The sequence below is a fragment of the Planctomycetaceae bacterium genome, assembly GCA_041398825.1.
Classification (GTDB): Bacteria; Planctomycetota; Planctomycetia; order Planctomycetales; family Planctomycetaceae; genus F1-80-MAGs062.
The window spans coordinates 246,253-259,623 of the sequence record JAWKTX010000005.1 but is presented as its reverse complement, the minus strand read 5'-3'; the positions used below and the strand labels follow the sequence as shown (position 1 = coordinate 259,623).

The 13,371-nt window shown below is 55.5% G+C and carries 11 protein-coding genes and 1 pseudogene; 10 read left to right on the top strand and 2 right to left on the bottom strand.

The window, feature by feature from the left end; all coding sequences use genetic code 11:
- The first annotated feature begins 32 nt into the window (after positions 1–32).
- From R3C20_11320 to R3C20_11280, 9 genes and pseudogenes are all read left to right on the top strand, one after another.
- Positions 33–380, top strand: coding sequence for a hypothetical protein (locus tag R3C20_11320; protein MEZ6041089.1), 348 nt, complete (start codon positions 33–35; stop codon positions 378–380).
- A 12-nt stretch (positions 381–392) separates the two neighbouring features.
- Positions 393–1,373 (top strand): annotated as a pseudogene (locus R3C20_11315) (formylmethanofuran dehydrogenase subunit B).
- Between the two features lie 215 nt (positions 1,374–1,588).
- A complete protein-coding gene (mazG, locus tag R3C20_11310; GenBank protein MEZ6041088.1) occupies positions 1,589–2,530 on the top strand; it encodes a nucleoside triphosphate pyrophosphohydrolase in 942 nt (313 codons plus the stop codon).
- A 225-nt stretch (positions 2,531–2,755) separates the two neighbouring features.
- Positions 2,756–3,316 (top strand): hypothetical protein, encoded by a 561-nt coding sequence (locus R3C20_11305; protein MEZ6041087.1) that lies wholly within the window; start codon positions 2,756–2,758, stop codon positions 3,314–3,316.
- Positions 3,317–3,354: 38 nt separating this feature from the next.
- Entirely contained in the window at positions 3,355–4,332 is a 978-nt protein-coding gene (locus R3C20_11300) for a 4Fe-4S dicluster domain-containing protein (GenBank protein MEZ6041086.1), read from the top strand.
- Between the two features lie 155 nt (positions 4,333–4,487).
- Entirely contained in the window at positions 4,488–5,651 is a 1,164-nt protein-coding gene (gene nrfD / locus R3C20_11295) for an NrfD/PsrC family molybdoenzyme membrane anchor subunit (GenBank protein MEZ6041085.1), read from the top strand.
- Positions 5,652–5,726: 75 nt separating this feature from the next.
- A complete protein-coding gene (locus R3C20_11290; GenBank protein MEZ6041084.1) occupies positions 5,727–6,824 on the top strand; it encodes an RluA family pseudouridine synthase in 1,098 nt (365 codons plus the stop codon).
- Between the two features lie 135 nt (positions 6,825–6,959).
- On the top strand, positions 6,960–8,003 hold the full coding sequence (locus R3C20_11285; GenBank protein ID MEZ6041083.1) for a Gfo/Idh/MocA family oxidoreductase: 1,044 nt from the start codon (positions 6,960–6,962) through the stop codon (positions 8,001–8,003).
- 9 nt (positions 8,004–8,012) lie between these two features.
- The gene (locus R3C20_11280; protein ID MEZ6041082.1) at positions 8,013–9,299 is read left to right on the top strand and encodes an A/G-specific adenine glycosylase; all 1,287 of its coding nucleotides are present in this window, start codon (positions 8,013–8,015) and stop codon (positions 9,297–9,299) included.
- Positions 9,300–9,381: 82 nt separating this feature from the next.
- On the opposite strand, the gene R3C20_11275 is transcribed toward R3C20_11280, so the two are convergent.
- A complete protein-coding gene (locus R3C20_11275; GenBank protein ID MEZ6041081.1) occupies positions 9,382–9,606 on the bottom strand; it encodes an RNA-binding S4 domain-containing protein in 225 nt (74 codons plus the stop codon).
- Between the two features lie 202 nt (positions 9,607–9,808).
- Here R3C20_11275 and R3C20_11270 point away from each other — a divergent pair, with 202 nt between their 5' ends.
- Complete coding sequence (locus R3C20_11270) at positions 9,809–11,383, top strand: DUF1501 domain-containing protein (GenBank protein ID MEZ6041080.1); 1,575 nt, start codon at positions 9,809–9,811, stop codon at positions 11,381–11,383.
- A 264-nt stretch (positions 11,384–11,647) separates the two neighbouring features.
- Here R3C20_11270 and R3C20_11265 read toward each other — a convergent pair whose 3' ends face one another.
- Positions 11,648–13,333 carry a cation:proton antiporter gene (locus R3C20_11265; GenBank protein MEZ6041079.1) on the bottom strand — a complete coding sequence of 562 codons (1,686 nt, stop codon included), beginning with the start codon at positions 13,331–13,333 and terminating at the stop codon, positions 11,648–11,650.
- Between the last annotated feature and the right edge of the window lie 38 nt (positions 13,334–13,371).

The window sequence follows — 13,371 nt, the reverse complement described above, 5'->3', positions numbered from 1 at the left end:
AACTGCCTCCCCTCGTGAATGGCTGCGAACCTATGACTCTTCAAATCATCAATAACGCCACCTGCACTTTTTGTGGCTGCGTTTGTGACGATATTCAACTGCATCATGACGAAGTTCGCATCCACGAAGCCAGGAAAGCGTGCGTGCTGGGGACGTCATGGTTTCTGAATCACACGGCCGAAGAAAAATACCCGGCCGCCTTGATTGACGGTCAGCCAGCCGCACTGGAAGACGCCATTCAGATGGCGGCGACGCTGCTGCACGAAGCCGACATGCCGCTGGTTTACGGTATGAGCAACACGACGTGCGAAGCACAAAAAGAGTGCGTTGCGATGGCCGACATGCTGGGAGGGCTGCTCGACAGTCACACATCGCTTTGACACGGTCCAACCGAAATCGCCGCCCAGTTGGGTGGCAAAGTCACGTGTACTCTGGGCGAAGTCAAACAGCGAGCCGACTTTATCGTGTATTGGGGAGGTAACCCGGCGGAATGCCATCCTCGCCACTTCACGAAATACACCATCATGCAGAAATCAAAGTTTCTGCCCCGCGGGCGCAAGGACCGCACGATGGTGCTGGTCGACATTCGCGAAACCAAAAGCGCGAAAGCCGCCGACATTTTTCTGCAGGTGCGGCCAGGAAAAGATTTTGAACTGATCACGATTCTGCGAGCTCTGATTAAGGACCAGCCCGTTCGCGATGAAGCGATTGCCGAAACCGGTTTGACCCGGGAAATACTGGACGATCTTGTTCACCGCATGAAGAGCTGCAAGTTTGGTTGCATGTTCTTTGGCATGGGCCTGTCGATGACGCGCGGCAAGCACATGAACAGCGCGGCATTGCTGACGCTGGCTGCCGAAATGAATGCGTTTACCAAGTTCGTGGCCATGCCGATGCGGGGTCATGGAAATGTCACCGGGGCCGACGTCATTATGCGCTGGCAGACCGGGTATCCATTCGGCATCACGTTTAATCGTGGTTATCCGCGGTACAACCCGGGCGAATTCTCCACCGTGGACGTGCTGGTGCGTGGCGACTGTGATGCGGCGTTCATCATCGGTGCTGATCCCGGTGCGACTATGCCTCAACCAGCCATCGATCATTTGAAACGCATTCCGACAATTTGTCTGGATCCGCATGTGACTCACACCAGTCGTCTGGCGCGAGTTCACATTACCACGGCGCCTCAGGGAATTGCGGCTCCGGGAACGGCCTATCGCATGGACGAACTTCCTTTGCCGCTGAAGCCGGCTCTGAAATCTCCGTATCCGAGCGATGAAGAAGTCGTGCGGCGCATTAATGAAGCCATCGCGGCAAAGCCGTTCTGGATGCCGGACGGAAGCCAGCCGCAGATGATCACCAATCAGGTGTAACGGCCCGCTGTAGCCACCGGTGGCAGATGAACGCGATTCCGGGTACAAGGACCGGTTGTCCGACGATCCGGGATTGCGTCTGCCGGGTCACATCTGGCGCCGGGAGGGAGGTCAACAGCCTGCTCGAGCCGCCGTTCGGGCTTCCTGAGATCGCGCGCACCGTGCGTGCATCGTTCCAAGAGATTCCGGCTTGACCATTAGAGAATCTGGCACAGATGTCGACTGATTCTGAACCCCGTTCTGTTGTTCCGGCGGCCTCACAAGCGGAAGGATCTCCCGGTACGCCTCCGGATTTCAAAACCCTGTTGCCGGAATTTCAACGCCTGGTTGAAGTGGTTGCCCGTCTGCGCGCACCGGACGGGTGCCCGTGGGATCGTCAACAGACCATGAAATCCATCAAGCCGTATACGCTGGAAGAAACGTATGAACTTCTGGAAGCGATTGATTCGGACGACAATGCGGCCATTCAGGAAGAGCTGGGCGACGTCCTGCTGCAGGTTGTGCTGGATGCTCAGATTGCGGCCGACGAGGAACGATTTGGTCTGCTGGAAGTGATCCGGCAGATCGCAGACAAGATGGTCGCACGCCATCCGCATGTCTTTGGAGACGTCCGTGCCGATACAACCGAGGACGTCAGGAAGAACTGGTATGCCATTAAGCAGAAGGAAAAGCCGAAACGCGAATCGCAGCTGGACGGGATTCCGGCTGCGCTGCCGGAATTAGCGCGTGCCGCTCGTATTACTGCGCGCGCTGCTGCGGTTGGATACGACTTCCCGGATCGAAGGATGCTGTTCGACAAGCTGACGGAAGAATTGAATGAGCTGTCCGTTGAGCTGTTTGGCAGCGAATCGGTGCCTCATATCGCAGCATCCGTCGATTCAGCGGTCGTGCCCGATGCGCCCATCACTGATTCTGCGCAATTTGAACGGGCAGAATCCGAACTGGGCGACATCCTGTTCGTGCTGGCGAATATTGGTCGCCGGTGGGGCATCAATCCGGAAGAAGCTCTTCGCAAGAGCAACGCGAAATTCAGCCGGCGCTTTCAGGCAATCGAAAAAGCCATGGCCCAACAGGGATTGCCCATTGCTGATGCAACACTACAACAAATGGAGCAGGCCTACCAGGCGGCCAAGAAACAGGAAAAAAGCGAAACTTGACAATCGTTTTCGCAGCCGGGTAGAGTGAACAGGTAGAATCATCCCGGATTCTCGGTTCCTTCCCTCCCCACCACTTTCCTTCCCTTCGGTTCTTCCTGCCCATTTACATCGCATCCGTCACTTAAGTTCAGTACGTTGCCATGACAAAGCCCCGTGCAAAGGGTGAGTGTTCGCCCGCTGCTGTGACACGGACAAGACAAGATCGCGACGTACGAAAGTCCTGATATGAACCTGCGACTACTGTTTTCGCGACATGCGCGGCATCTCTGGATCCTGGGGTTTCTGATTGTTGCTTCCGGGGCCGGTGCTTTTTTCGCGAGGGAAATTTTCGTTCCCGCAGACTATGGCGACCTGGGGCCCTATCGCGCTTCGGCATTGGATGATATTGCATCGGACCCCATGATTTTCACGGCGGACAACAAGTGTCTGCAGTGCCATTCCGACGTGGGGGAGGCTCGCGAAGATTCTCCGCACAAAGCCGTTGCCTGTATGCATTGCCACGGTAACGGCCACGAACATATGAAGCTGGCTCTGGCTCACGCAGAAGACGATTCTGTGGCGATTCCACCGGCGGCGGAATGGGACGGCGACTTTCGGACACATCTGGATCTGTTTGTCACACAGGATCGCGCGACTTGTTTGTCATGCCATACGCGAGTCGTCGGGATGCCCGCCTCTTTCAGGAGCATCATTGTTGCAGAACACCTGGAAGAACAAGGCGCGGAAGACGTCAATGGTCGCAACGTATGTTTTGAGTGTCATGACGGTCACAGCCCGGGCCTTTAAAATTCCTGAATGGCTTCTGCCTGCACAAGGAAAACGTTATGTCTTTTCTGCTGAACATATTGAATGAAACCAGTGGCGGCGGTTGCAGCAGTGGGGCTTGCAGCAGTGGTGGCTGTGGGTCGCACGACCAATCTCACGGCAGTGGCGGGTGTGGGTGCGGCAGCCCGGCTCCATCGCATGGACCGATGAGCGCACAGGCGGAAGCCACGCGCCGCGAATTTCTTTCACGAGCCACCTCCGTCACAATTGGCGGCCTCAGTCTGACGGTGCTTCCTGTGGCTCAGGCCGTCGCAGACAAGCTCGGTTCGAATGTTGACGAATTGACGCTGGAAAATGCCGCTTCTGCAGCTGCTGCCGTTGGTGAGGAATCCGGGGTTGGACGATCGGATGTTCTTTACGGGTTTATTGTCGACACCGAAAAATGCATCGGCGCCGGAAAATGCCTGACCGCATGTCGAGTGGAGAACAACGTTCCCGAAGGTTATGCTCGCACATGGGTTGAACGGTTTGTGCACTTTAAAGACGGGCGCGTTCAGGTCGATCTGGTCCCTGAAACAGGATTTGAAGGTTCAGAAATCGCGGCGATCAATCCGGACGACGTTGATCGCGCTTACTTTGTACCGAAGCTCTGCAACCACTGCGAGGACGCTCCCTGCAATCAGGTGTGTCCGGTGCATGCGTCGATTACTTCTCCCGAGGGCGTGGAACTGGTTGATCCGGATCGTTGCATCGGATGCGCTTACTGCGTCCAGGCGTGTCCGTATGGTGTGCGATTCATCAACCCGGACACCGGCAATGCAGACAAGTGCACGTGGTGTTACCACCGGATCACCAAAGATGAAAAACCAGCCTGTGTCGAAGCCTGCCCCGTCGGCGCTCGCATCTTTGGACGGCTGGATGACCCGAACAGTGAAATCAGCAAACGTCTGAAGGAAATTCCGACCCACGTACTCAAAGAACATCTGGGAACGCACCCCAAGCTGTTTTACGTCGGACTTTCCGGCGAGGTTGTCTAGCGGTCCGTTGAAAAACCGGGACAGCCATGCAGGACGACTGAAACCATCGTGTTTCAAGATCTCCTGCTCAAGCCAGTCCCGTTTTTCACCGGGTTGTCTGGCAGGCCGGCAGGTCATTCGATGGGTACAGGGCCGATTCACGAGAAGAGAGAGTCATGAGCGAAACTGGTTTCGTCTTTCCAAATGACCATCACCCGGCATGGAGCATCATGATTGTGCTCTATCCGTATGTGACCGGGCTGGTCGCTGGTGCGTTTGTGGTCTCCGCGCTGCATCATGTGTTTCGCCGTGATGATCTGAAACCCGTCGCCCGTCTGGCACTCGTAACCGCCCTGTGTTTCTGCTCCTGTGCAACCATTCCGTTACTGTTACACCTGCATCATCCAGAGCGCGCCTTCAATGTCATGATCACGCCCAGCGGGACGTCGGCCATGGCGGGTTTTGGGTTTATCTACAACTTTTACATGCTGTTACTGGTTGTCGAAGTCTGGCTGATCTTTCGAGCCGACTTCATTGCTCTGGCGGGTAAGACCTCCGGGAAACTGGGAACGCTGTATCGTATTCTGGCACTCGGCGAAAAAGAGGCCACACCCGAATCATTGGCCGTGGACCACTGGCTCATCGGTATTCTGGCCGTCATCGGAATTCCGGCCGCGTGCGTACTGCATGGTTATGTCGGATTTCTTTTTGGAGCGGTCAAAGCAAATCCATGGTGGTCAACGGCTTTGATGCCCGTCATTTTTCTGATCTCAGCCATTGTCTCCGGGATCGCTGCCCTGATTCTGCTGTATCTGTTTTTGAGCTGGCGGCGTGGCGTGAAAGCAGACGTGAAGTGTCTGCGATCGATGTCGCGTTATCTTTGGGTCGCTTTGATTTGCGCGTTCACGCTGGAGATGCTGGAGCTCATTCATATGGGCTACGAAGCCGGATCCGAATGGCACGTACTGCGAGAGCTGATCTTTGAGCATCTGAGCGTTTCGTTCGGGCTGATTCAGGTGCTGCTGGGATCGATCGTGCCTTTCAGCCTGCTCGCGATCGCCATCATTCCTTCGCTGAATCCTCGATTGATGGCATTCCTGAGTTCCGTTGCGTCGATCCTTGTACTGATGCAGGTTCTGGCCATGCGATGGAACGTTGTCGTTGGCGGCCAGCTGTTTTCAAAGAGCTTCCGGGGATTCGTTGAATACCCTGTTCATGTTGGCGGGAGGGAAGGTCTAGTCGCTGCGGCCATCGTGCTGCTACTGCCGCTGGGAATTCTGGCGGTTGCCCTGAAACTGCTGCCCGTCTGGGGTGAAACGGAAATTGCACACGACAAGTAAGCGTTGCTGCCGCGTTCCCCACTCCTTGTGTGACTGAACTCCTGGGTGACTGAACTCCTGTTTGACTGAACTGACGTGGCCCTGCAGTTTCGTGAACTCACAATCGCTCCGGAATCTGACCTGATTAACATGCGGGCAGATCGTGGCGTGCAACAACTGCTTGGCGGTTCACGTTCTCACATCACCGGATTGTTCGACCACGACTGCGTGACGATTAACGGGCAACGAGAGTCCAATCCCGGACGAAGCCTTCGCGAAGGCGATCAACTGGCTGTTCGATTTGAAGCGAATCGTCGGTATTCGCCAAAGCCGAAAGCGGCAAAGAAGCCGCACCATGGGTTTTCGATCATCCATGAAGACTCGCACCTGATCGTGGTCGAAAAGTCGGCCGAGCTTCTGACCGTACCGACCGATGCTGGCGAACGAAATACTCTGCAGCAGCGAATCAACGAGCATGTCAGGCACGAAGGTCGGGGCCGGGGCGCGTTCGTTGTCCACCGACTGGATCGCGGCGTTTCTGGACTGCTGGTGTTCGGGAAAACACGAGAAGACGCTTTGCAGATTCAGCAACAGTTTCGCCAGAGAAAGCCGGACCGACAATACGTCGCGATTGTCGCCGGCCGTATCGAAGAAGCTCAAGGCTCGTTTCGAACTTACCTGAGCACTGCGAAAAACCTGAACCGCTTTTCGACGGACGATGAGGACGACGGCGAGCTGGCCATCACACATTTTCAGGTGACACAGTATTCTCAGGTGACACAAAGAAGTTCCGGCGTGACACAGGTGCATGTGCAGCTGGAGACAGGTCGTCGCAACCAGATCCGTGTCCATTTTGCCGAATCCGGACATCCGATTTTGGGAGATATGCGATACCGGCCCGATCTCTGGCAGCATCTCGGATGGCCATTCAAACGCCTGGCCCTGCATGCCGCGACGCTTGGATTTCGACACCCGATTACGGACGAATCGCTTCGTTTCGAATCGTCGATGCCCCGCGAAATGAGCGAATTCCTGCGATTCATCGACAACGCCGGGGATTCCCCAGGACGGGGGTCTGCAGCACGGTCTTCCGCAGATCGCCGCGGCCAGCCTTCTGCAGAACGCCAGGAGCGAGATCGCAGGGGCCATACAAAGGGTCGTCGAGATCAGACGAAACGCAGGCGTCGCAAGTAGCCATCACGGGTAGCGTCGACAAAGGTGGGCACAACCGTCAGAATTTCGGCCGCTGGATCATTGTTGGCGGGTCATTTCAGCTGCACAGTCAATTCTGTTGCCAGGGTTGCAAACGACATTCACAGGGACATCATCGTGATACGTATCGGAATCATCGGCATTGGCTTTATGGGTTACACGCACTTTGAAGGTGCGCGTGATATTAGCGGCGGGAAAGTCACTGCCATTGCAACGCGTGACCCGAAAAAGCTGGCAGGCGACTGGACATCGATCCAGGGGAACTTTGGTCCTCCAGGTGGCCAGGTCGATGTTTCGGACCTGAAGTGCTACTCCGACTATCGCGAACTGCTTGCAGACCCGGAGATTGACCTGGTCGATATTTGTCTTCCAACCGACAAACATCATTCGATTGTGATGGAGTCAATTCGCGCGGGCAAAGCGACGCTGGTTGAAAAACCAATCTCGGTCGATCTGAACGAAGCCAGCGAAATGGTGCAGGCGGCCGCGGCGGCCGGCGTACCACTTATGGTCGCACACGTACTTCCATTCTTCCCTGAATTTCAATTTGCTTCGGAAGCAGTGCAGACACAACGATATGGCAAACTTCTGGCGGCACATTTTAAACGCGTGATCTGTCGACCGAACTGGTCTGGCGACATGGCCGACTTCAGAAAGCTTGGTGGATGGGGCATCGACCTTCACATTCACGACAACCACTTCATTGCTCACGCCTGTGGTAAGCCGGAAGCCGTGTTTTCAACTGGTCTCCTGCAGGACGGATTTGTCAATCATGTCCATACGTCCTACGTCTACAGAAATGGCCCGGCAGTGACATGTGTGAGTGGTGGAATCGCCGCAAGCGGACTGCAGTTTGCGCACGGTTTCGAACTTTATTTCGAGAACGCCACGCTGATGTTTGACGCTGGCACGTTCGCCGGAGAATGGGTCACGAATCGACAATTGAGTGTCATTTCAAATGACAACAAAGTCACTCATCCGGAATTGCCCGGTACCGGCAAATGGTGCGCGGCGTTCACAAATGAACTTCAGGTCGCTGTAGATGCGATCGCGACGGGCAAATCGGCAGGTCCGCTTTCCGGAGACGTTGCATTGTCCGCATTACAGATGTGCTGGGCCGAAGCCGAAAGCATCTCGTCCGGTTCCGTGGTCAGGCTTTGAGACAATCGGTTGAAGAAGTCTCATTCGACAAAGCAGTCTCAACTCGAGCTGGCCGATGGCTCGCTGAAAAGTGCATTGCCCGACACTTTTGATGCGGCATGGAAACGTTCGTTCCGGACGGCAGTTCTGAAGTGGTATAAATCCCACGGGCGACAGTTGCCATGGCGAGTTTCTGCGGTTCCCTACCGAATATGGATCAGCGAAATCATGCTGCAGCAGACCACTGTCGCAGCAGTGATTCCGTACTTTGATCGGTTCATTTCCCGCTTTCCGGATGTGCATTCACTCGCATCTGCGGAGCAGGCTGATGTGCTTCGGCTTTGGGAGGGTCTGGGTTACTACAGCCGCGCGAGGAACCTGCACAAAGCAGCCCAAATGATTGTCGACCAATACGCAGGAGAATTCCCTGCGGCGCTGGAGGATTTAATGACGCTGCCGGGGGTCGGCAGATACACAGCGGGCGCCATTGCTTCTTTTGCATTTCATCAGCATGCACCCATTGTCGAGGCAAACACGGCCAGACTGTATGCACGATTGCTTGCACTTCGCGAACCCACCGCATCCACAGCAGGGCAGAAAGCGTTGTGGCAATTCGCGGAATGGATTGCGTCCCCTGCGACAGCAGGAAAGAAAAGCAGTCGCGACCCTGAAGCAGCCAACTTCAATCAGGCCGTCATGGACATTGGGTCTTCCGTTTGTCGGCCGGTCGATCCGGATTGCGGAAACTGTCCGCTTGTGAAGTTCTGCGGATCGGTCAAAGCGGGGCTGCAGGCGCAGATTCCCGTGGCAAAACCGCGGCCTGAGTTTACTCAACTGCATGAAATCAGTCTTGCTGTCCGGCACGGCAACCAATGGCTGCTGCGAGAATGTCAACCCGGGGAACGCTGGACCGGACTGTGGGACTTCATTCGTTTTCAGGTTCCCGCGGAGCACTTCGAACCCTCCTCTCTCCAAAACTTCGGTATCCCATCGCCGGAAAGCAGAAACCTCAAAAAGGCTGTCAGGAGAGGAAGGGAGCAGCCCTCGTTATTCCACGAAACCGGCGTGCATACATTTGAGTCGCCCTTCTGGACGGCGATGGTAAAGGAACGGACAGGTCTGCAGATCACTCGATTCGAGTTCTCACAATGGATCCGCCACACCGTTACGCGCTATCATATTCAGTTGCTATGTCTGAACGCGTTGACAGATGACAGCGAACTTCGCATCGATTCAGGCTATCAATGGATGTCCCGAGAGCAGGTCGATTCACTGCCACTTTCAACAACTGCCCGCAAGGTCGCAAAGTCCATCTGAGTCCGTTTGAAACGCAACCCTGGGGAGTGGCTGGACGACGACGTGAATCCTGTTGCGAGCAGGAGCGACGCATTCGCGTGCATCAGTCCGTCTCGATGACGAAGTCTTCTCCATTCACGGTAACTCGGTCTCCGTTTCTCAGCTTTCGCCCACGACGCGTTTCAACTTCGCCGTTGACGGTCACAGCGCCTTCCCGAATCAGGTGTTTTGCTTCCCCCCCGGACTGAACGACGTGTGCCAGCTTGAGAAACTGATCGAGCGGTATGGTTTCTTCACTGGAGGGGTCGGCTGGCTTGTCGTTCGACATCACTATGAACTTTCCTGGAGACTGTGTCGTCCCGGCCATCACTCCGATTTTTGGCGGATTCCGGCAGGGTTTGGGGACAGAACTTTAGCAAACCATTTGCTCAATACATGCATGATGCTCAGAATCTCCTGTGTGTCGGATTCTGAATTCGTTGATTTTCCTGATTCAATCCAGTCGATGATTCACAAGGCGCCCGGCGGGAATGCAAACGCCGGATCAAAGACGGGAATACGCTTCACAGCCAGCTCTGGGCTTCATTCGAATGATTCCGGAAAATACAAACTCAAATACGTCTCTGACCGAAGTGACTCGTCATGGTTCGCGACGCGATTTCTTCGGAAGAACGTGTGATGGTGTTTTTGGAGCGGCGGTCACCTGGTTACTGAATCAGGATTTCTTTGGCGGTGCTTCGGCCGTGGCGGCGGATCAACATCATGTTGTTCCGCAGGACCTTAAGCCGCGTGCTCCACATCATGAGCCACAGGCTCGGTCGGTCATCCATTTGTTTATGAATGGCGGCCCCAGCCAGATGGATCTGTTCGACCCGAAACCCGAATTGAAGCGACTGGACGGACAGCCGTATCCGGGCAACGTCGAAGATATCGGGAACCAGGGGACTTCCGACATCGGCGTAATGATGGCGGGCAAGTACAAATTTCGACGGCACGGCGAGTCCGGGATGTGGATGGCAGACGTACTGCCACAGACATCACAAATGGTGGATGACATTTGCCTGATCAATTCGATGTGGACGGACCACCCCAACCATGACAATGCCCTTTACAAGATCCACAGCGGCCGCCTGTTTATGGGATACCCGACCTTCGGTGCATGGACCGTTTATGGACTTGGCACCGAGAACCAGAATTTGCCAGCGTATGTCGTTCTGAATGATCCACTGGGACCACCAAAGAATGGAACGCGCAACTGGACAGCCGGCTTTTTGCCGCCCACTTTTCAGGGGACACCGTTCCGTCCAACAGGATCTCCCGTCCTGAACCTGACGCCGCAGTATGAACAGCCATCTGATGTGACAGCAACCGCTCGCGAGCTGCTTGGCAGGCTGGACGAGATCCATCGCCGCAAGCGACCGAACTATCCCGATCTGGATGCGCGAATTGAATCGTATGGGCTGGCTGCCCGAATGCAGTTGTCTGCAGGCGAAGCACTGGACCTTTCATCAGAGACACTTGCAGTACAGCGAATGTATGGCGTTGGCGGAAGATGGACCGATTCTTTCGCTCGACGCTGCCTGCTCGCTCGCCGACTTGTGGAACGGGGCGTGCGATTTGTTCAGATCTTTATGGAAGAACAGCCGTGGGATAGCCACGCAGATCTGGCTGCGAATCACCGCGGGGCCTGCGAACGAACCGATCAACCCGTCGCCGCGTTGCTGCGGGACTTAAAAGAGCGGGGCCTGCTGGATTCGACTCTGGTGGTCTGGGGGGGCGAATTCGGCAGAACGCCAACAACGCAGAAGTCGGCAAACGGCTATTCCGGCCGCGATCATAACATGCAGGCATTCACATCCTGGATGGCGGGCGGTGGGATCAAAGGCGGAACCACTTATGGTGCGACCGATGAATTCGGCCACGCTGTCGTTGAAAACCCGGTCAGTGTACATGATTTCCACGCAACCATTCTGCATCTGCTGGGACTGCATCATCAAAAGCTCTACTTCACTCGAAGCGGCCTGGAAGAACGGCTTACCGGCATCCTGCCTCCTCGCGTAATACCTGACATCCTGCTGCGTCCAGAACTTGTCCGTCATGGCTGACATGCGTCAGAAGCGGGCTTCGTGATCGCCGGCATTCGAAGTACCTGGTTCATCAACTCATCCGGGTCGTTAGCTGTCCGTTGAAAAATCGGGACAGACACGCAGGACGACTGGAAACCGTCGTGTTTTAAGGTCTCCTGCTTGAGCCAGTCCCGTTTTTCAACAGGGCTGTTATTAGCGGTGCTTTCCCGATCTGAACAAACGCAGGCCCTGACCACGCTGTCGGCAAGTCTCGCTGGATCAGGTTCTTCACCAGCCGAAGCACTAGTCCTCTTCGAGGTAGTGGTTCCATCCCTCGAACTGTTCGTCCAGATGAAGCAGTTCTTCTGCATGCGTGGGCGAATCAATATGGTAGAGCGTCGATTGAATGGATTCGTCATGAGCAATAAATGCCAGGGCAGACAGCACCTGCAAGTGGCGTTCGGGCATTGTTTTAGGTGTCAGAATCAGAACCATGCAGTGCACAGGTCGGCCGTCCGGTGTATCCAGGTTCAGGCCTTTGTGGCTGATTCCCATGGCACCAACCACATGCGTACCCTCGTCCAGTCGAGCATGTGGCAGAGCAAGGCCTTCCCCCACGCACGTCGAAACCACACCTTCGGCCTTCATGACGTCCTGGACGATCGTTTCGGTATCCACCGATAATTTATTGACGCTTACGGCCAGGCTGACCAGCTGGCGTACCGCTTCCTCTTTCGACGGTCCTGCCAGGTTCACAGTGATATTGTGTTCGGACAAAAAGTCCAGCACTCGAGCGCGATCCCGACCGAAGTCCCCGGACTTTCGCAAACTGATTCGTGTCAACACGGGTCCAACGGTTTCGTTCAGCAGGACCATCGTCAATACAACAGCAAGGAACAGTTCGTGAATTGAAACGAACTCCTGATCCTCGGTAATTAGCAGCATCAGCCCAACAGCCAGCCCGGCCTGCGGAATCAGAGCGACACCAATCCAGCGACGTATCCGTTTCGTGGCTCCGGCAAGTTTCATGCCGATCCAACCAGCACCGATCTTACCCAGAGCTCGCATGACGAACGTCATCACGGCAAGCAATCCGCCGATCGCCAGCGTTTCAAACTTCAGTTCCATCCCGGCCACAGTAAAAAACACAGCGAAGATGGCGAGTTCGAAACTTTCGAAGACTCTGTGCCCGATCTCTTCTTTGTCCGGAGAAACATTGGCAAGAGTCACTCCAAAACAAAGGCACGCCAGCAGTACAGATAATCCAAGATGCGCTGTCAGTCCTGCGGTCAGAAGGATGGCCGTCAACGAAAGAGCCGCAAGTCGATCGGACCGCACGACATGGCGGGTCAATACTATCAGGACGCCGCCAGTGATCGTGCCCAGCAACAGACTCTTCCCCACCTGTACCAGCGGTTCAATCAAAGCCGTGGCTTCAAAAACACCGGACGGTGTGATGGCGGCTTTGGCGATCGTGCGTGCCAGTTCGAACAGGATGATGCACATCAGGTTGTTGAGCGCCACTGCCGCAAGCAGCGTTGTCACAAACGCGCCTTTGGAATTCGTCTCTTTGACGATCGCGAGCACTGTTGCCGGGGCGGTGGAAACCGCAATTGCCGAAAGCAATAACGCAGTTGACCAGGTGATCTGCGAAAACCCGATGACCCCGATATACACCAGCAATGGAGTCAGTGTTCCCTCGAGGATGAGCAACAAGAACAACCGACGGTAAGCCACCTTGAGCCTTCGGAAGTTCAGGTGACTACCAACGGCCACGGCCATCAGCCCGAGAGCGAAGTCGACCAGAGGATCCAGTCGATGCAGGCTCTCGTGGCTGAGCACACCCAAAACGGATGAGCCCATCAGGATTCCGGCAATAATCTGCCCGGTGACGGAAGGCAGGTTAAGTCGTTTGGCCGCCGCTCCGCCAAGTGTGCCAGCCACAAGCACCACCCCAAGAATGAGCAGTGTGTTGGCGTCATCGAGCATGACGGAGTTCCCGGAGAGACAGATTCATTTGCGGCCGA